The organism is Streptomyces sp. NPDC059454, from assembly GCF_042749965.1.
Classification (GTDB): Bacteria; Actinomycetota; Actinomycetes; order Streptomycetales; family Streptomycetaceae; genus Streptomyces.
Window position 1 is genome coordinate 35,916 of the sequence record NZ_JBHYVC010000029.1, and the last position, 22,181, is coordinate 58,096.

Here is a 22,181-nt window from a genome sequence, read left to right on the forward strand (position 1 = left end):
ATGCCGTGCAGCAGTGAGCGACGTTTCACGTGAAACACGATGCACAGCGGCCGAGGCGGCACCGCCGCGACACTCCGGCACGCGCGGGTTCGGCAGCTTGTGTGGAGTACGTCCGACTCCCAGGACGGACCACACCCCCATCGAGTCACACCTCCATAGGGTTACAACTCCATCGGGCCCCATCTCGATGGACCGGCCACCGGCGGCTCAGCCTCGTCCGCTTTCAGCGCCGGCGCCGGGTCCGCCCCGTACGCGCAGCCTTCGCACGTTTCGCTGCGAACCGCACACCGCCCGGGCTCTCCCCGACCTCGACCCGCACCACCGTGGACATCGGATCCACGACGCCCTCGCCCACATGCACGATGGACGTCTCCACGGCGCCGAGCTTGCTCAGCGCCGTCGCCGCGCTCTTCAGCTCCTCCTCCGCGGTGTCGCCCTTGAGCGCCAGCATCTCGCCATAGGGACGCAGCAGAGGAATGCCCCATGTGGCCAGACGGTCGAGCGGAGCCACGGCGCGAGCGGTCACCACGTGCACCGGAGGCAGCTTCCCCATGACCTCCTCGGCCCGGCCACGCACGACCGTCACGTGGTCCAGTCCGAGCAGCTCGACGACCTCGGTCAGAAAGTTGGTACGCCGGAGCAGTGGCTCCAGCAGAGTGATCTTGATGTCCTCCCGGACCAGCGCCAGGGGAATGCCCGGCAGGCCGGCACCCGAGCCCACATCGCACACCGTCACGCCCTCGGGCACGACCTCCGAGAGCACCGCACAGTTCAGCAGATGCCGCTCCCACAGGCGGGGCACCTCACGCGGCCCGATCAAGCCGCGCTGCACGCCCGCCTCGGCGAGCAGCTCCGCGTACCGGACCGCGTCCTCGAAGCGATCGCCGAACACCTCGCGTGCCTGCTCGGGCGCGGGGGGAAGCTCCGCTGCCTCCGTCACGGGGGACCGTCCTTCCGTACCGTGCCGGCACCGGGCGCCGACACCAGAACCACAGAACTATCAGGCTGACAAAGTTCGGCCCCGTCTGCGCAACAGACGGGGCCGGTGGAACGTAAGGCCGATCAGGCGGGAAGCACGACGACGAAGCGCTGAGGCTCCTCGCCCTCGGACTCGCTGCGCAGGCCGGCCGCCTTGACCGCGTCGTGCACGACCTTGCGCTCGAACGGCGTCATCGGGTCCATCTTCACGGCCGTGCCACTGCTCTTGGCCTCGGCCGCGGCCTTGGCGCCCAGCTCGGACAGCTCGGTCCGCTTCTTGGCCCGGTAGTCGGCGATGTCGAGCATGAGACGGCTGCGGTCCCCGGTCTCCCGGTGCACGGCCAGGCGCGTGAGCTCCTGGAGCGCCTCCAGCACCTCACCGTCACGACCCACCAGCTTCTGCAGATCACGGCTGCCCGTGTCGCTGATGATCGAGACGGAGGCGCGGTCGGCCTCGACGTCCATGTCGATGTCGCCGTCGAGGTCGGCGATGTCGAGCAGACCCTCCAGATAGTCCGCCGCGATCTCGCCCTCCTGCTCCAGGCGGGACAGGGTGTCTGCACCCTCGGCAGCGGCGGAGGTGGTGCCTTCCGTCACGGGATGGACTCCTTCTTACTTCTTGGACGGGGACTTGGGCCGCTGCGGACCCTTGCGCTGCCCGGACTGGGCCTTGCTGCGGGTGCTCCCCGCGGGCTTGGCGTTGTCCTTCTTGGCAGGAGCGGCGGGCTCGGCGTCCTCGGGCTCGTCGGACTTGGTCAGCGAGGTGGTCTCACCGGCCGCCTTGGCCGTGCCGGACTGGCGCTGGGACTTGCTCTGCCGCTTGGGCTGCTGCCGCTTGGCGGCGGCCCCGGAGGCGACGTCCTCGGCCTGGGCCGCGGCCGTGCTCTCGCTCTTGATCACCGTGCCATCGGCCTGGGCGGCGAGACCCGCCTTGTTCAGGCCGTTGACGAACTTGCGCTCGTACTCGTTGCGGTCCCGGCCCTTGGCGACGATGGCCTTGACGATGGCGCGCTCACCGCGGCCGCGGGTCTTGCCGTGCTTGGAGACGCTCTTGGAGAGGCGCTCCAGGTACGCGGCCTGCGCCTTGGAACCCGGAGTGGGGTTGTTGTGGATGACATACATCTGCTGGCCCATGGTCCACACGTTGGTGGTCAGCCAGTAGACGAGGACACCGACCGGGAAGTTGATGCCGAAGACGGCGAAGATGATGGGGAAGACGTACATCAGCATCTTCTGCTGCTGCATGAACGGCGTCTTCACCGAGGTGTCGACGTTCTTCGTCATCAGCTGGCGCTGCGTGTAGAACTGCGACAGCGACATCAGGATGATCATGATGGCCGTGACGACACGGACATCGATCAGCGAGGAGTTGAGCGCCTCGACCTTGTCCGAGCTGTCCGTGAACTTCGCCGCGAGCGGAGCACCGAAGATGTGGGCCTTCTGCGCGCTCTCCAGCAGACGGTCGTTGATCACACCGACGGTGTCGTTCGACGCGATGCTGTTGAGCACGTGGTACAGGGCGAAGAAGAACGGCGACTGCGCCAGGATGGGAAGGCACGAGGAGAGCGGGTTGGTGCCCGTCTCCTTGTACAGCTTCATCATCTCTTCGGACTGGCGCTGCCGGTCGTTCTTGTAGCGCTCCTGGATCTTCTTCATCTCCGGCTGGAGCGTCTGCATCGCGCGCGTCGCCTTGATCTGCTTCACGAAGAGCGGGATCAGGCAGATCCGGATCAGAATCACCAGGGACACGATCGACAGGCCCCAGGCCCACCCGGTGTCAGGGCCGAAAATGGCGCCGTACACGCTGTGGAACTGGACGATGACCCAAGAGACAGGTGTCGTGATGAAGCTGAAGAGGCTGGCAATCGTGTCCACTAATCATGCTCCTTGGGCATGGGACGGAGTCTCTGCGGCCGGGCTCGAAGGACCCGTCGGACCTGCGGAAGAGGTCCGTCCCTCGGTGGCCGGTTCGGCGGCGGAGGTCCCGCCCCTACGTGCACGCCAGGCGTCACGCAGCATTTCGTGCCACCGCGGACGCTTGCGCGGAGGGACATGGTCCACACCACCCAGCGACCACGGATTGCACCGGAGGATGCGCCAGGCCGTGAGCGCTGTGCCCTTGATGGCACCGTGCCGGTCGATGGCCGTGTAGCCGTAGTGGGAACACGACGGGTAGTACTTGCACACCGGCCCCAGCAGCGGACTGATCGTCCACTGATAGATCTTGATCAGAGCCAGCAGCGGGTACTTCATCGCGCGCCCCCTCCCAGCAGCCGCCGCAGGGCGGCATCCAGGTCTCGGGCCAGTTGTACATGGTCGGCGTCACCCGCACCGGGCAGCGCTCGTACGACTACCAGGCTACCGGGGGGCAGCCGGTCGACTCGCTCGCGCATCAAATGGCGAAGCCTGCGCTTCACCTTGTTGCGCACCACCGCACCGCCCACGGCCTTGCTCACGACGAAACCCGCACGCGACGGGGGAGCGCTCTCCCCAGGCGCATGCGGGTCCGTGGTATCGCTACGAAGGTGGACGACGAGATGCCGGCTTCCTGCCCGGCGCCCTCGTCGTACCGCGGTCGCGAAGTCCTCGCGCCGCCTCAGCCGGTTCTCGGTGGGCAGCACGACGGCATGACCTGACCGGGATCAGGCGGACAGACGGGCGCGACCCTTGCCACGGCGGGACGCGAGAATCGCGCGGCCGGCACGGGTACGCATACGCAGCCGGAAGCCGTGGGTCTTGGCGCGACGACGGTTGTTCGGCTGGAAGGTGCGCTTGCTCACTCGGGGGCTCCAGAAAGACTCGGTGTTTGCGGGGTGCCGTCCTGGCTGTCACCGTGCGCCCACGAGTAGCTCGCGTTACGCCCGAGTGCACCGCTGACCGATCACCTTGCGTGATCTGTGCCCATCGGAGGCAGGCGGCAGCAGCCATCGACAACTCGACCTGGTCACGGTACGCGCGGCTGCGCCATTCGGTCAAACCGGCGATGACTGAGAGACACTTGTCCACAGCCTGGGGACAACAACTTGAACCGTACCGGTCGCGCTGACTACCTTGGCTGGACTCCGATTCGTTCCCTTGACGATTCCTTCCCTTGACCCCTCACCCCCCGATTGACATCCCGACCCGTCCTTCCCATCACACGATCGAAGGACCTGTGAGAGAGCGTGCCCTGTGGCTGACGTACCTGCCGATCTTGCCGCAGTGTGGCCACGCGTACTGGAGCAACTCCTCGGGGAGGGCCGCGGACAAGGAGTCGAGGTCAAGGACGAGCACTGGATCCGGCGCTGCCAGCCGCTGGCACTCGTCGCCGACACCGCGCTGCTCGCCGTACCCAACGAATTCGCGAAGGGCGTACTCGAGGGCCGCCTCGCCCCCGTCGTCAGCGAGAGCCTGAGCCGCGAGTGCGGACGCCCGATCCGCATCGCGATCACCGTCGACGACACCGCCGGCGAACCCTCACCCCCACCGGCGCCCCGCCCCCAGCCGCGCTACGAGGAGTCCGAGCTCCCAGCCGTCCGCCAGGACCGCCCCGACCACCTCGAGCGGCCCGACCGGCAGGAGCGGCAGGAGCGGCAGGAGCGGCAGGAGCGGCAGGAGCGGCAGGAGCGGCAGGAGCGGCAGGAGCGCGAACCGTACGAGGGATACGACGGCTACGAGGGATACGGCCGCCGCCGCACCGACCAGCAGCAGGGCCCCTCCGGTGACCAGCTGCCCACCGCCCGCCCCGCCTACCCCTCGGAATACCAGCGTCCGGAGCCCGGGGCCTGGCCGCGGCCGGCGCAGGAGGAATACGGCTGGCAACAGCAGCGCCTCGGCTTTCCGGAGCGGGACCCGTACGCCACTCCCCCGCAGGACACCTACGGCTCACAGGACGGCTACGGCGGCGGCCCGTCCGTGCAGGACTACCGTCCGCAGCCCGTGGACCGGCCGTCCTACGACCAGCAGCGCTCCGAATACAACACGTCACGCGGCGACTACGACCAGCGCGACGCCATGCGCCGCGAACGGCCCGAACCCCCCTCCGGCTCCGGACACGTCCACCGCGGCGGCCCCGTGGGCCCCAACCTGCCCACCACCGGCGCGCCCGGCCCGCTGGCGGCACAGCCGGCCCCGGCGTCCGGCCCCGGTGAGCCGACCGCACGACTGAACCCGAAGTACCTCTTCGACACGTTCGTCATCGGCGCGTCCAACCGCTTCGCGCACGCGGCCGCGGTCGCCGTCGCCGAGGCACCGGCGAAGGCCTACAACCCGCTCTTCATCTACGGCGAGTCCGGGCTCGGCAAGACCCACCTGCTGCACGCGATCGGACACTACGCGCGGAGCCTGTACCCCGGCACGCGCGTGCGGTACGTGAGCTCGGAGGAGTTCACCAACGAGTTCATCAACTCCATCCGCGACGGCAAGGGCGACAGCTTCCGCAAGCGGTACCGCGAGATGGACATCCTGCTCGTCGACGACATCCAGTTCCTGGCGGACAAGGAGTCGACACAGGAGGAGTTCTTCCACACCTTCAACACGCTCCACAACGCCAACAAGCAGATCGTGCTCTCCAGCGACCGGCCGCCCAAGCAGCTGGTCACGCTGGAGGACCGGCTGCGGAACCGTTTCGAGTGGGGCCTGATCACCGACGTCCAGCCGCCGGAGCTGGAGACGCGCATCGCGATCCTGCGCAAGAAGGCGGTGCAGGAGCAGCTCAACGCCCCGCCGGAGGTGCTGGAGTTCATCGCCTCCCGGATCTCACGGAACATCCGCGAGCTGGAGGGCGCGCTGATCCGGGTGACGGCGTTCGCCTCGCTCAACCGGCAACCGGTGGACCTGGGCCTGACGGAGATCGTCCTCAAGGACCTGATGCCCGGCGGTGACGACTCGACGCCGGAGATCACCTCGACGGCCATCATGAGCGCCACGGCCGACTACTTCGGCCTCACGGTCGAGGACCTGTGCGGCAGCTCCCGGGGCCGGCAACTGGTGACGGCCCGCCAGATCGCCATGTACCTGTGCCGTGAGCTGACGGACCTGTCACTGCCGAAGATCGGCGCGCTGTTCGGCGGCCGCGACCACACCACGGTGATGCACGCCGACCGGAAGATCCGCAATCTGATGGCCGAGCGGCGCTCCATCTACAACCAGGTCACCGAGCTCACCAACCGCATCAAGGCCGGCTGAACGGCCCGCACAGGCCGGCCGACTTCGACGAGGGCGCCCCCGGAGCGATCCGGGGGCGCCCTTCCTCGTGTCCCGGAGCGCCTCGCCTCCTCGCGGAACCCTCCGGCACTGTTCGATTCCGAAGCCGGGTTACGGCCTTCCTCCACAGATTCAGCGACTTTTTCCCGTCCACATCCTGGGGACCGGGAAGTTGTCCCGATCTTGTCCACAGGGCAACCTGTCGAGGGGCCATCGGGCCAGGTCAACGGGATGTGGATACGTGGATGAACGATCTCCACAGGCTGTGGACAACTCGGAGGCCCGTATCCGGGGCATCGAGTTGTCCACGGGCAACCCACAGGCTGGAGGCGGTTGTCCCCAGTGATTGCCCGGTTCTCCACATGACTGTCCACTGTTCGGCAACGTGACGCGCCTTTTCACCGGGGCGAGTGAAAGGCGTCACATCGGACTGCCGCAGGGGCCTGTGGGAAAGAGCCGCAAACCTGGGGACGGAGCTGGGGAGAACTAGCCCCTCCCTGTGCACGGGATGTGCAGAACTTTCCGTTCTCCACAGAGAAGCCCAGTTGTCCACGGCCTCCACCCACAGGCCCCGTGGATAAAATCCTCAGCCTGACCTGCGAAAACAAGGTTATCCACGGTATCCACAGGCCCTACTACTACTCCCAACTAGAGAGAGCAAGGAATCCGTTTCGAAGGGGGTCCTGTGCACAACTCGCTGTCTCGGCCCCGACTGCCACTCGTCACGACTTGACCCCGAGGGGCACCTACTGTCAGTGCGGTGCGTCAGACTGGTCCCCGGTGTCCTTCCCTTCCCAGGGGCCGAGGACACCGAGTCAGACGACGAAGCCAGGCAGGGCGAGAAGCGCCGGCAACAGCAGGAGGCGGCAACAGTGAAGATCCGGGTGGAACGCGACGTACTCGCGGAGGCAGTGGCCTGGGCGGCGCGCAGCCTCCCGGCCCGTCCGCCGGCCCCTGTCCTCGCCGGCCTGCTCCTGAAGGCCGAGAACGGCCAGCTGAGCCTGTCCAGCTTCGACTACGAGGTCTCCGCGCGGGTGTCGGTGGAGGCGGAGGTCGAGGAGGAGGGCACGGTCCTCGTCTCGGGCCGTCTGCTGGCCGACATCTCCCGCGCCCTCCCCAACCGGCCGGTGGAGATTTCCACAGACGGTGTACGGGCGACGGTGGTGTGCGGCTCCTCGCGGTTCACACTCCACACACTGCCTGTGGAGGAGTACCCGGCCCTGCCCCAGATGCCGAACGCGACGGGCACGGTCCCCGGCGAGGTCTTCGCCTCCGCCGTGCAGCAGGTCGCCATCGCGGCCGGCCGGGACGACACGCTGCCCGTCCTCACCGGTGTGCGCATCGAGATCGAGGGCGACACCGTCACGCTGGCCTCCACCGACCGTTACCGCTTCGCGGTCCGCGAGTTCCTGTGGAAGCCGGAGAACCCGGAGGTCTCCGCGGTCGCCCTGGTGCCCGCCAAGACGCTCCAGGACACCGCCAAGGCACTGACCAGCGGTGACCAGGTGATCCTGGCGCTGTCCGGCTCGGGCGCGGGTGAGGGCCTGATCGGCTTCGAGGGCGCAGGCCGCCGTACCACCACGCGCCTGCTGGAGGGCGACCTCCCGAAGTACCGCACGCTGTTCCCGACCGAGTTCAACAGCGTCGCCGTGATCGAGACCGCCCCCTTCGTGGAGGCCGTCAAGCGCGTGGCCCTGGTCGCCGAGCGCAACACCCCGGTGCGGCTGAGCTTCGAGCAGGGTGTGCTCATCCTGGAGGCCGGCTCCAGCGATGACGCACAGGCTGTGGAAAGGGTCGACGCCCAGCTGGAGGGCGACGACATCTCGATCGCCTTCAACCCGACGTTCCTGCTGGACGGTCTGAGTGCCATCGACTCCCCGGTGGCCCAGCTGTCCTTCACGACGTCCACCAAGCCGGCGCTGCTCAGCGGCCGTCCTGCGGTGGACGCGGAGGCGGACGAGGCCTACAAGTACCTGATCATGCCGGTGCGGCTCAGCGGCTGAGCGTCCGTCCCGAGCGAAGCCGCAGGTAAGGGCTGCGTATGAGCGCGTATGCCCACAGATGTGCGTGGGCGTCCGGGTTTAGGCTCGGACGTCGGCACGTACGTGCCGTCACGCCACGTCGCATACCTAAGGATCACAACTGATGGAGCTCGGTCTCGTCGGCCTCGGCAAGATGGGTGGCAACATGCGCGAGCGGATTCGCCGCGCGGGTCACACCGTCTTCGGATACGACCGCAACCCGGACCTCGCCGATGTCCACAGCCTGCGGGAGCTTGTGGACAAGCTCAGCGGCCCCCGTGTGGTGTGGGTGATGGTTCCGGCGGGCGAGCCGACCCAGTCCACGATCGACGAGCTCGCCGAGCTGCTCGAGCCGGGTGACGTCGTCGTGGACGGCGGCAACTCCCGCTGGACGGACGACGAGAAGCACGCCGGGGAGCTGGCGGCCAAGGGCATAGGCTTCGTCGACTGCGGCGTCTCGGGCGGCGTCTGGGGCCTGGAGAACGGCTACGCGCTGATGTACGGCGGCGACAAGGAGAATGTCGCCAAGGTGCAGCCGGTGTTCGACGCCCTCAAGCCGGAGGGGGACTTCGGTTCGGTGCACGCGGGCAAGGTCGGCGCGGGCCACTTCGCGAAGATGGTCCACAACGGCATCGAGTACGCGATGATGCAGGCCTACGCCGAGGGCTGGGAGCTCCTGGAGAAGGTCGACTCGGTGACCGACGTCCGTGAGGTGTTCCGCTCCTGGCAGGAGGGCACCGTCATCCGTTCCTGGCTGCTCGACCTCGCGGTGAACGCCTTGGACGAGGACGAGCACCTGGACGGGCTCCGGGGTTTTGCACAGGACTCCGGTGAGGGACGCTGGACCGTGGAGGCCGCCATCGACAACGCGGTCCCGCTGCCGGCGATCACCGCCTCGCTGTTCGCGCGGTTCGCCTCGCGCCAGGAGGACTCGCCGCAGATGAAGATGATCGCGGCGCTGCGGAACCAGTTCGGCGGCCACGCGGTCGAGAAGAAGTAGCCCACAGGGCACGTCCCGTATCCACAGGACCGCGCGGCGGTCCGCAACGCCTGGGGAGGTCGGCGGAACGACCATGCACGTCACGCATCTGTCACTGGCCGACTTCCGGTCCTATCCCCGGGTCGAGGTCCCGCTCGATCCGGGGGTGACGGCCTTCGTCGGGCCCAACGGGCAGGGCAAGACGAACCTGGTCGAGGCGGTCGGTTACCTTGCCACCCTCGGCAGCCACCGGGTCTCCTCCGACGCCCCGCTGGTCCGGATGGGTGCCGACCGCGCGATCATCCGGGCCCAGGTGCGTCAGGGCGAGCGGCAGCAACTGGTCGAGCTGGAGCTGAACCCGGGCCGCGCCAACCGTGCCCGTATCAACAGGTCCTCGCAGGTCAGGCCCCGGGACGTGCTGGGGATCGTCCGTACGGTGCTGTTCGCGCCCGAGGACCTGGCCCTGGTCAAGGGCGACCCGGGTGAGCGGCGCCGGTTCCTGGACGAGCTGATCACCGCGCGCTCCCCGCGCATGGCCGGTGTCCGCTCCGACTACGACCGGGTGCTCAAGCAGCGCAACACCCTGCTGAAGTCGGCCGCGCTGGCGCGCCGGCACGGCGGCCGCACCCTGGACCTGTCCACGCTCGAGGTGTGGGACCAGCACCTCGCGCGTGCGGGCGCCGAGCTGCTGGCGCAGCGGCTGGACCTGATAGCCACGCTCCAGCCGCTGGCGGACAAGGCGTACGAGCAGCTCGCGCCCGGCGGCGGACCGATCGCCCTGGAGTACAGGCCGTCCGCGCCCGGCGAGGCGCATACGCGCGAGGATCTGTTCGAGCAGCTGATGGCCGCCCTCGCTCAGGCGCGCAAGCCGGAGATCGAGCGGGGTGTCACCCTGGTCGGTCCGCACCGTGACGATCTGCTGCTCAAGCTGGGGCAGCTGCCCGCCAAGGGTTATGCCTCCCATGGCGAGTCCTGGTCGTACGCGCTGGCGTTGCGTCTGGCCTCCTACGACCTGCTGCGGGCGGAGGGCAACGAGCCGGTGCTGGTGCTCGACGACGTCTTCGCCGAGCTGGACGCGCGGCGCCGCGAGCGTCTGGCCGAGCTGGTGGCGCCCGGCGAGCAGGTCCTGGTGACCGCGGCGGTCGACGACGACGTGCCCCATGTGCTGGCGGGTGCGCGGTTCGCCGTGACCGAGGGGACGGTGGAGCGCGTATGAGCGAACAGGACACGCCCGGAAGCGGTGCGGGGGAGGCCCTCGAGCCGTCCGGTGTCGATCTCGCGCGCGTGGCGTTGCGCGCGGCCAGGGAGGCGGCACGCGCGCGTGGGGACGCGGCGCAGCAGCGCAAGCAGGCGCGGCGCGGCGGTCTGCGCTCCGGGGCGCGCGCCGACCGGCGTGATCCGATGGCGCTCGGCCCGGCGATCAACCGGCTGCTCACCGAGCGCGGCTGGGAGGCCCCGGCCGCGGTGGGCGGGGTGATGGGGCGCTGGCCGGAGATCGTCGGTGAGGACGTGGCCAAGCACTGTGAGCCGGAGCGGTACGAAGAGGACGAGCGGGTGCTGGTCGTGCGCTGCGACTCCACGGCGTGGGCGACGAATCTGCGGCTGCTCGCGCCGACTCTGGTCGCGCGTCTGAACGAGGACCTCGGGCACGGCACGGTGCGGCTGATCAAGGTCGTCGGCCCCGGCGGTCCCGCCCGTCGCTTCGGGCCCCTGCGCGCTCCGGGAAGCACGGGTCCTGGGGACACGTACGGGTGACCGGGAGCCCGTTTCGGGCTCTTCAGCCACACGTGATGGACATCACAAAAGAGCTCTCAACGGTGCCGTCCCGCCGTCGGTGCCCGTTTCGTCGCGGCACCGCACACGGTGGCGAATCGCCACCTGACTCCTAAGTAGCCAAGGGTTGACGGCTCGAAGCGCTGAGTGCCCTCGTGGGGCTCTTGGAGCCCCCATCCGTATATCGGGAGTCGGGCGAGACCGGTTGAGGGCGGCACATGCGGACTCAGGTGCCAGCAAACCCCCATCGATGTCAGTGCTACCGGTAGAATGGAAGACAATCCCGCCCCGCACGTGGGGACCGCCCGGGAAAAGCTGAGCAACGCTGATCAAGGCTTACCAACGCAACATGCCGCAGCCGCTCCGGCAACCTGCCGACGAGCCCGGCTCGTGCTGTGCCAGAAAGGGCGCTTCGTGGCCGATTCCGGCAACCCCAACGAGAACATCCCGTCCACCGACACCGGCGTGAACAGCGCGGCGAGCACCTCGGGCAGCGAGGTCACCGCCTCGTACGACGCCAGTGCCATCACCGTCCTCGAGGGTCTGGACGCGGTCCGCAAGCGACCCGGTATGTACATCGGTTCCACCGGTGAGCGAGGACTGCACCACTTGGTGCAGGAGGTCGTCGACAACTCCGTCGACGAGGCGCTGGCCGGTCACGCGGACACCATCGACGTCACCATCCTCGCTGACGGCGGCGTGCGGGTCGTCGACAACGGACGTGGCATCCCGGTCGGCATCGTCCCCTCCGAGGGCAAGCCGGCCGTCGAGGTCGTGCTGACGGTCCTGCACGCGGGCGGAAAGTTCGGTGGCGGCGGCTACGCGGTCTCCGGCGGTCTGCACGGCGTGGGCGTCTCCGTCGTGAACGCCCTGTCGACCAAGGTGTCCGTCGAGATCAAGACCGACGGCCACCGCTGGACGCAGGACTACAAGTTGGGCGTCCCGACGGCCCCGCTCGCCCAGCACGAGGCCACGGAGGAGCACGGCACCTCGGTCACCTTCTGGGCCGACCCGGACATCTTCGAGACCACCGACTACTCCTTCGAGACGCTGTCGCGGCGCTTCCAGGAGATGGCGTTCCTCAACAAGGGTCTGCGCATCAACCTCACCGACGAGCGCGAGTCGGCGAAGGCCACGGCCGGGGCGGACGAGGCGGGCGAGGACGAGAAGTACGAGGTCAAGAGCGTCTCGTACCACTACGAGGGTGGCATCGTCGACTTCGTGAAGTACCTCAACTCCCGCAAGGGGGAAGTGGTGCACCCCACCGTGATCGACCTCGAGGCGGAGGACAGGGACAGGAGCCTGTCCCTCGAACTCGCGATGCAGTGGAACGGCGGCTACAGCGAGGGCGTGTACTCCTTCGCCAACATCATCCACACGCACGAGGGCGGCACGCACGAAGAGGGCTTCCGCGCGGCGCTCACCTCGCTGATCAACAAGTACGCGCGGGACAAGAGGCTGCTGCGCGAGAAGGACGACAACCTCACGGGTGACGACATCCGCGAGGGTCTGACCGCGATCATCTCGGTCAAGCTGAGCGAGCCCCAGTTCGAGGGCCAGACCAAGACCAAGCTGGGCAACACCGAGGTGAAGACCTTCGTCCAGAAGGTCGTCTACGAGCACCTCAACGACTGGCTGGACCGCAACCCGGTCGAGGCCGCGGACATCATCCGCAAGGGCATCGCGGCGGCCACCGCGCGCGTGGCGGCCCGCAAGGCGCGTGACCTGACCCGCCGCAAGGGCCTGCTGGAGTCGGCATCGCTGCCGGGCAAGTTGTCCGACTGCCAGTCGAACGACCCCACCAAGTGCGAGATCTTCATCGTCGAGGGTGACTCCGCCGGCGGTTCGGCCAAGTCCGGCCGGAACCCGCAGTACCAGGCGATCCTCCCGATCCGCGGCAAGATCCTCAACGTCGAGAAGGCACGCATCGACCGGATCCTGCAGAACCAGGAGATCCAGGCGATGATCTCCGCGTTCGGCACGGGTGTGCACGAGGACTTCGACATCGAGAAGCTCCGCTATCACAAGATCATCCTGATGGCGGACGCCGACGTCGACGGCCAGCACATCAACACCCTGCTGCTGACCTTCCTGTTCCGCTTCATGCGGCCGCTGGTCGAGGCCGGACACGTGTACCTGTCCCGTCCGCCGCTCTACAAGATCAAGTGGGGCCGGGACGACTTCGAGTACGCGTACTCCGACCGCGAGCGCGACGCGCTGATCGAGATGGGCCGCAACGCCGGCAAGCGCATCCGCGAGGACTCCGTCCAGCGCTTCAAGGGTCTCGGTGAGATGAACGCCGAGGAGCTGCGCGTCACCACGATGGACCAGGAGCACCGGGTCCTCGGCCAGGTCACCCTGGACGACGCCGCCCAGGCCGACGACCTGTTCTCGGTCCTCATGGGCGAGGACGTCGAAGCCCGCCGCGCGTTCATCCAGCGCAACGCCAAGGACGTCCGCTTCCTCGACATCTGAGTCGGTCTCAGCTGACCGCACCAGGAAGGACCTTCACCAGCAATGACCGACGAGAACACTCCTGTGACGATGCCCGAGGGTGACGCCCTGGCCATGCGTGTCGAGCCCGTCGGGCTCGAGACGGAGATGCAGCGCTCCTACCTCGACTACGCGATGTCCGTCATCGTCTCGCGTGCGCTGCCGGACGTCCGTGACGGCCTCAAGCCCGTGCACCGCCGCGTGCTGTACGCCATGTACGACGGCGGTTACCGCCCCGAGCGCGGCTTCTACAAGTGCGCCCGCGTCGTCGGCGACGTCATGGGCAACTACCACCCGCACGGCGACTCCTCCATCTACGACGCGCTGGTCCGCCTCGCCCAGCCCTGGTCGATGCGCATGCCGCTCGTCGACTCCAACGGCAACTTCGGCTCCCCGGGCAACGACCCGGCCGCGGCCATGCGGTACACCGAGTGCAAGATGGCGCCGCTGTCGATGGAGATGGTCCGCGACATCGACGAGGAGACCGTCGACTTCACGGACAACTACGACGGCCGCTCCCAGGAGCCGACCGTCCTGCCGGCCCGCTTCCCGAACCTGCTGATCAACGGCTCGGCCGGCATCGCGGTCGGCATGGCGACCAACATCCCGCCGCACAACCTGCGCGAGGTCGCGGCCGGCGCCCAGTGGTACCTGGAGAACTTCGAGTCCTCGCACGAGGAGCTGCTGGACGCGCTCATCGAGCGCATCAAGGGCCCCGACTTCCCGACCGGCGCCCTCGTGGTCGGCCGCAAGGGCATCGAGGAGGCGTACCGCACGGGCCGCGGCTCGATCACCATGCGCGCGGTGGTCGAGGTGGAGGAGATCCAGAACCGCCAGTGCCTGGTGGTCACGGAGCTGCCGTACCAGACCAACCCCGACAACCTCGCGCAGAAGATCGCCGACCTGGTGAAGGACGGCAAGATCGGCGGCATCGCGGACGTCCGCGACGAGACGTCGTCCCGGACCGGTCAGCGCCTGGTCATCGTGCTGAAGCGGGACGCGGTCGCCAAGGTCGTCCTGAACAACCTCTACAAGCACACCGACCTGCAGTCGAACTTCGGCGCCAACATGCTGGCGCTGGTCGACGGCGTGCCGCGCACGCTCTCCCTGGACGCGTTCATCCGGCACTGGGTGAACCACCAGATCGAGGTCATCGTCCGCCGCACGCGTTTCCGGCTGCGCAAGGCCGAGGAGCGGGCGCACATCCTGCGCGGCCTGCTGAAGGCCCTGGACGCCATCGACGAGGTCATCGCGCTGATCCGGCGCAGTGACACCGCGGAGATCGCGCGCGGGGGCCTGATGGACCTCCTGCGGATCGACGACATCCAGGCCAACGCCATCCTCGAGATGCAGCTGCGCCGACTGGCCGCCCTGGAGCGCCAGAAGATCGTGCAGGAGCACGACGAACTCCAGGCGAAGATCAACGAGTACAACGAGATCCTCGGCTCGCCGGTCCGCCAGCGCGGCATCGTCAGCCAGGAGCTGGCCGCGATCGTCGAGAAGTACGGCGACGACCGCAAGACGAAGCTGATCCCCTACGAGGGCGACATGTCCATCGAGGACCTGATCGCCGAAGAGGACATCGTCGTCACGGTCACGCGCGGCGGCTACATCAAGCGCACCAAGACCGACGACTACCGGGCCCAGAAGCGCGGCGGCAAGGGGGTGCGCGGCGCGAAGCTCAAGGAAGACGACATCGTCAACCACTTCTTCGTGTCCACCACCCACCACTGGCTGCTGTTCTTCACCAACAAGGGCCGGGTCTACCGGGTGAAGGCCTACGAGCTGCCCGACGCCGGCCGGGACGCGCGCGGGCAGCACGTGGCGAACCTGCTGGCCTTCCAGCCGGACGAGACGATCGCCCAGATCCGGGCGATCCGCGACTACGAGGCGGTGCCCTACCTGGTCCTGGCCACCAAGGCGGGCCTGGTGAAGAAGACGTCGCTGAAGGACTACGACTCCCCGCGCGCGGGCGGCGTGATCGCGATCAACCTGCGGGAGCAGGAGGACGGTTCCGACGACGAACTGATCGGTGCCGAACTCGTCTCGGCCGACGACGATCTGCTGCTGATCAGCAAGAAGGCGCAGTCGATCAGGTTCACGGCGACCGACGACACACTCCGTCCCATGGGGCGTGCGACCTCGGGCGTCAAGGGCATGAGTTTCCGCGAGGGGGACGAGCTGCTCTCGATGAATGTTGTTCGACCCGGTACGTTCGTGTTCACTGCCACAGACGGCGGGTACGCGAAGCGGACCGCTGTCGACGAGTACCGCGTCCAGGGTCGCGGCGGCCTCGGCATCAAGGCTGCCAAGATTGTCGAGGACCGCGGCACCCTCGTCGGCGCGCTGGTGGTCGAGGAGACCGACGAGATCCTCGCCATCACGCTGTCGGGTGGGGTGATTCGTACGCGAGTCAACGAGATCAGGGAAACCGGCCGTGACACCATGGGCGTCCAACTGATCAATCTGGGCAAGCGCGATGCCGTGGTCGGCATCGCCCGTAACGCCGAGGCTGGACGCGAGGCGGAGGAAGTCGACGGCGACGTGGCCGTGGACGAGACCACCGACGGGGACGCGACCACCGGTACGGACGAGGGTGAGGCGCCCTCGTCCGAGTAACACGAGGAGTGAGACAGCGTGAGCGGAGCCACGGGCGCCGGACCGGCCGGTACCAGCAGGGGAACGGACGGCGGCGGCCGTGGCTCCGCCGCGCGGGCGGCGGATCCGCACACGACCAATCTCAAAGCGATCAAGCCGCCTGCCAAGGACGCCTCTTCGTCCGACAGGCAGGGATCCCAGGGGGGAACCGTGACGGACACCCGAGGCCCGCAGCAGGCCGCGCCCGCCCAGGGCGCCGCTGCTCAGACGGCCTCACCACTGCCGGGGGAACGGCAGTCGCAGCAGCAGGCGGGCCCGTACCACCCGCCGCAGGCCTACCCGGCGCAGGCCGGCACGGCGGCCGGTCAGACCGGCGCGGTACGACGTCCCCGCACGGGGGCGCGCACCACCCCGCGCGTGCGCAAGGCACGTCTGCGGGTGTCGAAGGCCGACCCATGGTCGGTGATGAAGGTCAGCTTCCTGCTCTCCATCGCGCTCGGCATCTGTACGATCGTCGCGTCCGCGGTGCTGTGGATGGTCATGGACGCCATGGGCGTGTTCTCGACGGTCGGCAGCACGATCTCCGAGGCGACCGGCTCCAACGAGTCGAACGGTTTCGACCTCCAGTCGTTCCTGTCGCTGCCCAACGTCCTGATGTTCACGACGATCATCGCGGTCATCGACGTCGTCCTGGCGACGGCGCTGGCGACGCTCGGCGCGTTCATCTACAACCTCTCCGCGGGTTTCGTGGGCGGTGTCGAACTGACGCTGGCCGAGGACGAGTGAGCTGATCACAGCGGTTTCCCCGGCTTGTCCGACAGTCGCCGGACAACCGATTTTGGGACTGCCCCGGTCGTGCGCTAATCTTCAGGAGTCAGCGCGCGGGACACACTCCGCAGAGCGCGGCGGGGCTATAGCTCAGTTGGTTAGAGCGCATCCCTGATAAGGATGAGGCCACAGGTTCAAATCCTGTTAGCCCCACCATCGTAAAGACCCCCAGTCGATCAGGACTGGGGGTCTTTGACGTCCATGGGTGACATCAGCCGGTGGGCGGCACCCGGTCCCTTGCCCGGAGGGACGAGATCCAGACGACGGCCCCGACAGGGACGAGGGCGCAGGTGAGACCGAAGTACAGGCATGTGTGGGCCGACACCTTGAAGATCTCGTGCTTCCGGGCTCGGAACGCCGCGAAGCAGGTGAAGCCGACGACGGCGAGGCAGGGCAGGGTGATGAAGACGAACCGCAGTGCCGCCATGATTCCCCCGATGCGCCGGCCGCCCCACAGCGGGAAGCTGCGGCAGCCACCGCGGCGGTGTTTCGGCGGCTGACCTCCGCGCCGTGCCGCACACAGCGAAGAAGACCCCGGTCGGATGTCGACCGGGGTCTTCTGGTGTCGGCTCGGGCCGTGGTGCTGTACGCAAGTTCGCCAGGACTCGGGGAAGCGGCGACGGCACGAGGAGGGGGTAGGAGCGGCCCCGCGGTCAGCGCTGGAGGGGGATGCGGCCGGTGACGGCTTCCGCGCGGGTGGACGTCGTGTCGTCGGAGCAGTCCGCGGAGTCGGGTTCCGCCGTCGTGTCCGGGAGCGGACGGTGCCGGCAGCTGGGAGACTTGCCGTGGGCCTCGGCGTGGATGCGCTGTTTCATCGTGGGGGGCAGGGCCCTGACCAGTGACCAGGACCAGAGGGGCGTCGTCGGCGCCGACACGTTCGGGGCGCTGTCGCTGTTGCGCGTTCCGCCGGTCTGCGGTACGGCCGCGGAGGCGGTCGTGGTGATGAGTCCGAGCGCCGTGCACAGCGCGAGGAAGGCGGTGACGATGGCGTTCCACAGCTTCATGACCTTGTTCCGGGCCATGGCCCCTCACTTTCGGGTTGGGCGATTTGCGTACTTTCCTCATGATGTGTATGAGGCTCGCGAAGTGGTGGACCGACGCCCGTGGCGCGCGGATGTTCAGATGAACACCACACGGATGGGCGCATAAGCGGCGAAAAGATGCGAAGGTGGCGGAGAAGCCATCGAAGTGACCGTTCGTGCGGGCGTGATCACCCTCCGGTCGGATCGCCGTACTCCGCTTCTACTGCGCTGTGCCGGAGGGCAGTTGAAGAGGCCGACGCAGGTCACCGATCGGTATCGACCGGTGTGTATAGTCGGGCGGCAGAGGTCCCCTACGTCAAGGAAAGACGAGGTCGCGCGGTGAAGAAGCTTCTCCTGGTCGCACTGGCCGCCATCGGCGGGCTCCTCGTGTACCGCCAGATCCAGGCGGATCGCGCCGAGCAGGATCTGTGGACGGAGGCGACTGACTCCGTGCCCACGGGTTCGTGAGTACTGATATCCGACGCTGAACAGACCCCGGCCGCCCACGCGGTCGGGGTTTTGTGTGGCGGGTACTTGTCGGCGGGCCTCCTCCCCGGGGCAGGATGGGCGCGGTGCGACGTCCGGGCGACGACGAGGGGTGGCGCGTGAGGGGACGGCGGGGTACGGCCCGGGCTGGGAGCGGCGGGCCCTCGGCCGGCGGACGTGCGGGCGTGGTGACGCTCGCGTCCGTGACGGTGCTGGCACTGGCCGGTGTGCTGCCGGGGCGGGTGGCCGTCGCGGGCGAGGCCGCCGAAGGCACCGGGTCTTACGCCTTCGCCGAGGACGCGCGGAGGGTCGACGGCGCCGTGAGCACCGCGGACGCCGTGGAACTGGAGCCCGGCCGCACCTACCGGAGCACCCTCCCGGCGAGCGGCACGGTCCACTACCGCCTCGAACTCGACGGCACCACGAGCACCTACACCTCCGTCACCGCCGTTCCTCCGGCCGGCCGCACCGCCTCCGTCATCGACGGGGTCAAGGTGTCCGTGCAGGACGGCGAGGGCCGCTCCTGTGATGTGGACACGGCGAGCTTCGGCGCCGCCGGCAGCCCCCATCCGGTCGCCGCGTGGGCCATGCGGGAGATCTCCCCCAGGAGGTCCCTGTGCCAGGAGGCCGGTACATACCACCTGAGCGTCGAACGCGTCGACCCGGACGGGGAGGGCTCCTCCCCCGACCCCTGGGAGATGGAGCTCACCGCGGTGTCGGAGCCCCCTGCGGAGAGGACCGGTGCGACGAGTGCGCCGAAGGAGTGGAACTCCGCCCCGCCCCAGCCCCTCACGGGGAAGCCCGAGCGGCGCTCCGGAGGCGCGGGCTTCACCCGGGCCACCCCCGTCGGCCAGGGGGTCTGGCGGGACGACATCCGCCCGGGCCAGACACTCTTCTACAGGGTTCCCGTCGGCTGGGGCCGACAGCTCCACGCCACCGCCGAACTGGGCAGTTCGAGCACGCACGGCAGCGGCTATACCGCAGCCGCGCTGGACCTGGACCTCTACAACCCCGTACGCGGCCACGTCGTGGACGTGGGCGTCGGCTACGACGGCGGCCAGAAGGCGGAGAGCCTCGCACCCCTCCCGTCGGTCGCGTACGCCAATCGGTACGCCGCCGGCCGTCAGGTCGGGGCGCTGCGGTTCGCCGGCTCCTACTACCTCGTCGCGCACCTTTCGGCCGCGGTGGCGGACGACTTCGGCGACGGGCCCGTTCCGCTGACGCTGCGGGTGCGGCTGAGCGGTGCGGCACAGGAGGGGCCCGGATACGCGGGGGAGTCCGTGCCGCCGGGCGTCTTCGCCGTCACGGGGAAGGACCGGGAGGCGGCGGCCGAGGGCGAGGCCGCGGGCGACGACGCCGCCTTCCGGGCGCTCGCGGTGGGCGGCATCGGCGCGGGCACGGCACTGCTGGCAGGGCTGGGCGCGTGGGCGCTGGCGGCCCGGCGGCGGGCCGTCCCGTGAGCCGCGGGCCTTCCGTGAGCGGCGCGGGCAGCGGAGGTCAGATGCGTGTGAGGGCCCAGAACCCCACGGCGTAGCAGGCCAGAGCCAGGAGCAGCAGGGGGACGACCGCCTTTGCCGGAGGGCCGGGGCGGCGGCTGCGCCGGCGGTGGGTCCGAGGAGCGGTGGAACCGTGCCGCGACAGTGCTCCGCCCGGAGGCGGAGCCTGCGAGGCCTGGGCGGTGTATTCCGCGGTGGAGGCGTCGGGATACGCGGTCGGCCGTGGCAGGGGGGAACGCAGCCGGTGAGTGGGGTCGTGGGGGGAGGCGTCGGGGACGGCACCGGCCGACTGGTGCTGTACCGGCGCCCGGGGGGCCTGTTCGGAGGGCGGCGGAGTGGGCACGGGGGAGGAGGTGATCGTGGCCCGGGGTGGCGGCAGAGGGAAGCTTCCGGTGTCCGACATGCCGGGCGACCGCGGGGAGGCGCCGGACGCGGCGCCCAGACGCGGATCGGCGGGTACGCCGCCTTCGCCCCTGTCCGGGCCCGCATCGAGCGCCCTCGGGCCGGTTCCAGCGCCTGTCCGGGTGCCCGTTGCCGCGGCCGGCCGGACGGACCCGGGGTCGCTCACGCCGTCGGACGTGCCGCCGGAGGCGTCCGTACCGTCCGGGTCCCAGCCGGACCCGGACCCGGTGCCGGGCAGAGAGCCCCGCTCATCCTCCGGGGCCGTACGCCCCACGCCCGAAGCCCGCTTCAGCGGGCCGTCCGCGGCGAACCCCGCGGGCAGCGGGCCCAGTTGGTCGAATATCTCGATCAGTTCGTCGTCGGGGCCGGGCTCCGGAAGAAGCTCCGCGGCAGCCGCGAGCGCCTTCCGCGCCCCCGTGGCCGTGCGGAACCGCGCCTGCGGATCCGGCTGGAGCAGCGAGGCCACCACCTGCCACAGCGGCTCGGGGATGCCCTGGGGCGCACCGGGTGTCCCGTGGTCGGCGAAGTACTGGATGAGGGCCTTGGCGTCCGGTTTGGCGCCCTGCAGCAGGTACAGCGCCACCAGGCCCACGGCGAAGAGGTCGGCGGGGAAGTCCGGTTCGGAGCCCATCAGCTGCTCCGGCGCGAGATAACCCGGCGTGCCCACCACCAGATTGGTCTCGGTCAGCCGTGGCTCACCCAGCCGCATCGCGATGCCGAAGTCCGACAGCCGCAGCCGCGGTCTGCCCGTGCCGGTGGCCTCCAGGAGCACGTTGGCGGGCTTGATGTCGCGGTGCACGACGTCCTCCGCATGCACCGCGGAGAGCCCCGCCAGCAGCTGGTCGAGCAGGGTGCAGACAAAGGCGGGCGGCAGCGGGCCGTAGTCGCCGACCAGGTGGACCAGCGAACCGCCGGCGACCAGGTCCATGGTGAACAGGACCTTGTCGTCGTCGGCGGCCCAGCTGGTGGGCGCCAGGACATGGGGGTGATCGATCCGCAGCGCCTGCTCGCGCACGAAACGGAGCAGGGAGTGGGCGTCGCTCTGCAGCAGGACCTTGGCGGCCACATAACGGCGGCGGCGGTGGTCCCAGGCGCGCCAGACGGCACCGACACCCCCGCGCCCGATCGGATCGACCAGTTCGTACCGGCCGGCGAAGACCTCACCCATCGCTGTGCGTCGCCCCTCCCCTGCGGTGTCCCCCGTCTTCCGCGCGTCCCCGGCGGCCGAACCCCCTTCGGCCGCCGGGCGGGGGATCAGTTCTGGTGGGACTGGTAGTGCGTGACCGCGTCGGAGGTGCGGCCCGCGCCGTAGACCCGGAGGAACTCTGCCAGTTCGGGGTGCGTGGGGGCGAGGGTGTCGGCGGCCTCGATGATGTCGCCGGCGGCGGCCACCGAGCGCAGCAGGGACTGGATCTCACGGACCACCCGCTTGACCGTGGGCGCCCCCGAACTGCTCGTCGTCTGCGTGGTGTTGCTGAGCACCGAGCCCCCCTGCGACTTCTTGATCTCGTCCATGCGCTCGGTGGCCTCGGCCGCGCTCACACTGCCGTCCGCGACCTGCCCCGCCAGGTCCTGCAGCAGCTGCACCCGCTGCACCACAGCGGGATTTCCGATCTTCGCCCGCTGGCCGCTCATCAGCTGCGACAGCATCGGCGCGGACAGTCCCAGAACCCCCGCGAGACGAGCCTGGTTGAGGCCCAGGTCGTCTATGAGCCTACGGAAGAGCGCCCCCAGCGGCTCCCCGTACCAGTTCCGCTGCAGTTCCCGCGCTCTCGCGGTGGCTTCCTGCTGTGCGGCGTCCATTGCGTCTCCCCATCGCTTCCCCAAGAACCGTGGTTGGGGGTTGCGCACCACCTCCGAGCCTATTAAGGGGAGTGGTGGGGCACGGGGGCCCCCAAAATTTTTGGGCTGTGTCTTATAA

The 22,181-nt window shown here is 69.0% G+C and carries 20 protein-coding genes and 1 tRNA gene; 11 read left to right on the forward strand and 10 right to left on the reverse strand.

Features of this window, described 5'->3' with window-relative positions; translation table 11 throughout:
* Positions 1-223 precede the first annotated feature (223 nt).
* From rsmG to rpmH, 6 genes are all read right to left on the reverse strand, one after another.
* Positions 224-940, reverse strand: a complete 717-nt coding sequence (gene rsmG / locus ACFXAE_RS20780) for a 16S rRNA (guanine(527)-N(7))-methyltransferase RsmG (RefSeq protein ID WP_384716733.1) — start codon at positions 938-940, stop codon at positions 224-226.
* Positions 941-1,062: 122 nt separating this feature from the next.
* Complete coding sequence (locus ACFXAE_RS20785; RefSeq protein ID WP_384716736.1) at positions 1,063-1,575, reverse strand: protein jag; 513 nt, start codon at positions 1,573-1,575, stop codon at positions 1,063-1,065.
* 15 nt (positions 1,576-1,590) lie between these two features.
* Positions 1,591-2,853: a membrane protein insertase YidC gene (gene yidC / locus ACFXAE_RS20790; RefSeq protein ID WP_384716739.1), complete on the reverse strand. Its 1,263-nt coding sequence runs from the start codon at positions 2,851-2,853 to the stop codon at positions 1,591-1,593.
* 3 nt (positions 2,854-2,856) lie between these two features.
* Positions 2,857-3,231: a membrane protein insertion efficiency factor YidD gene (yidD, locus tag ACFXAE_RS20795; protein ID WP_384716742.1), complete on the reverse strand. Its 375-nt coding sequence runs from the start codon at positions 3,229-3,231 to the stop codon at positions 2,857-2,859.
* Positions 3,228-3,599, reverse strand: a complete 372-nt coding sequence (gene rnpA, locus ACFXAE_RS20800) for a ribonuclease P protein component (protein ID WP_384716745.1) — start codon at positions 3,597-3,599, stop codon at positions 3,228-3,230. Before rnpA ends, yidD begins: the two co-directional genes overlap by 4 nt.
* Positions 3,600-3,620: 21 nt before the next feature.
* The gene (gene rpmH, locus ACFXAE_RS20805) at positions 3,621-3,758 is read right to left on the reverse strand and encodes a 50S ribosomal protein L34 (protein WP_003949374.1); all 138 of its coding nucleotides are present in this window, start codon (positions 3,756-3,758) and stop codon (positions 3,621-3,623) included.
* A gap of 391 nt (positions 3,759-4,149) precedes the next feature.
* On the opposite strand from rpmH, the gene dnaA reads away from it, so the two are divergent.
* The 9 genes from dnaA (at position 4,150) to ACFXAE_RS20850 (ending at position 17,010) form a co-directional block, all read left to right on the forward strand.
* Positions 4,150-6,144, forward strand: a complete 1,995-nt coding sequence (gene dnaA / locus ACFXAE_RS20810; protein WP_384716748.1) for a chromosomal replication initiator protein DnaA — start codon at positions 4,150-4,152, stop codon at positions 6,142-6,144.
* 890 nt (positions 6,145-7,034) lie between these two features.
* Positions 7,035-8,165 carry a DNA polymerase III subunit beta gene (gene dnaN / locus ACFXAE_RS20815; protein WP_360401169.1) on the forward strand — a complete coding sequence of 377 codons (1,131 nt, stop codon included), beginning with the start codon at positions 7,035-7,037 and terminating at the stop codon, positions 8,163-8,165.
* 142 nt (positions 8,166-8,307) lie between these two features.
* Positions 8,308-9,183: a phosphogluconate dehydrogenase (NAD(+)-dependent, decarboxylating) gene (gene gnd / locus ACFXAE_RS20820; protein WP_384716752.1), complete on the forward strand. Its 876-nt coding sequence runs from the start codon at positions 8,308-8,310 to the stop codon at positions 9,181-9,183.
* Positions 9,184-9,256: 73 nt separating this feature from the next.
* Positions 9,257-10,378: a DNA replication/repair protein RecF gene (gene recF, locus ACFXAE_RS20825; RefSeq protein WP_384716755.1), complete on the forward strand. Its 1,122-nt coding sequence runs from the start codon at positions 9,257-9,259 to the stop codon at positions 10,376-10,378.
* The gene (locus ACFXAE_RS20830) at positions 10,375-10,917 is read left to right on the forward strand and encodes a DUF721 domain-containing protein (protein WP_384716758.1); all 543 of its coding nucleotides are present in this window, start codon (positions 10,375-10,377) and stop codon (positions 10,915-10,917) included. The genes recF and ACFXAE_RS20830 overlap by 4 nt, the downstream gene beginning before the upstream one ends.
* Before the next feature lie 432 nt (positions 10,918-11,349).
* Complete coding sequence (gene gyrB, locus ACFXAE_RS20835; RefSeq protein ID WP_384716761.1) at positions 11,350-13,410, forward strand: DNA topoisomerase (ATP-hydrolyzing) subunit B; 2,061 nt, start codon at positions 11,350-11,352, stop codon at positions 13,408-13,410.
* Between the two features lie 42 nt (positions 13,411-13,452).
* Positions 13,453-16,047 (forward strand): DNA gyrase subunit A, encoded by a 2,595-nt coding sequence (gyrA, locus tag ACFXAE_RS20840; RefSeq protein WP_384716764.1) that lies wholly within the window; start codon positions 13,453-13,455, stop codon positions 16,045-16,047.
* A gap of 18 nt (positions 16,048-16,065) precedes the next feature.
* Positions 16,066-16,812, forward strand: coding sequence for a DUF3566 domain-containing protein (locus ACFXAE_RS20845; RefSeq protein ID WP_384716767.1), 747 nt, complete (start codon positions 16,066-16,068; stop codon positions 16,810-16,812).
* Between the two features lie 121 nt (positions 16,813-16,933).
* Positions 16,934-17,010: transfer RNA gene (locus ACFXAE_RS20850), tRNA-Ile, on the forward strand.
* Between the two features lie 55 nt (positions 17,011-17,065).
* Here the strand turns inward: ACFXAE_RS20850 and ACFXAE_RS20855 are convergent.
* Positions 17,066-17,281 (reverse strand): hypothetical protein, encoded by a 216-nt coding sequence (locus ACFXAE_RS20855; RefSeq protein WP_384716770.1) that lies wholly within the window; start codon positions 17,279-17,281, stop codon positions 17,066-17,068.
* A 226-nt stretch (positions 17,282-17,507) separates the two neighbouring features.
* Positions 17,508-17,876, reverse strand: coding sequence for a DUF6344 domain-containing protein (locus ACFXAE_RS20860; RefSeq protein WP_384716773.1), 369 nt, complete (start codon positions 17,874-17,876; stop codon positions 17,508-17,510).
* Between the two features lie 339 nt (positions 17,877-18,215).
* Here ACFXAE_RS20860 and ACFXAE_RS20865 point away from each other — a divergent pair, with 339 nt between their 5' ends.
* Both ACFXAE_RS20865 and ACFXAE_RS20870 read left to right on the forward strand, forming a co-directional pair.
* Positions 18,216-18,344: a DLW-39 family protein gene (locus ACFXAE_RS20865; RefSeq protein WP_003999697.1), complete on the forward strand. Its 129-nt coding sequence runs from the start codon at positions 18,216-18,218 to the stop codon at positions 18,342-18,344.
* A gap of 95 nt (positions 18,345-18,439) precedes the next feature.
* Positions 18,440-19,822: a hypothetical protein gene (locus tag ACFXAE_RS20870; RefSeq protein ID WP_384716776.1), complete on the forward strand. Its 1,383-nt coding sequence runs from the start codon at positions 18,440-18,442 to the stop codon at positions 19,820-19,822.
* 37 nt (positions 19,823-19,859) lie between these two features.
* Here ACFXAE_RS20870 and ACFXAE_RS20875 read toward each other — a convergent pair whose 3' ends face one another.
* Entirely contained in the window at positions 19,860-21,428 is a 1,569-nt protein-coding gene (locus ACFXAE_RS20875) for a protein kinase (protein ID WP_384716779.1), read from the reverse strand.
* Positions 21,429-21,514: 86 nt separating this feature from the next.
* Positions 21,515-22,063 (reverse strand): DNA-binding protein, encoded by a 549-nt coding sequence (locus ACFXAE_RS20880; protein WP_217128010.1) that lies wholly within the window; start codon positions 22,061-22,063, stop codon positions 21,515-21,517.
* Between the last annotated feature and the right edge of the window lie 118 nt (positions 22,064-22,181).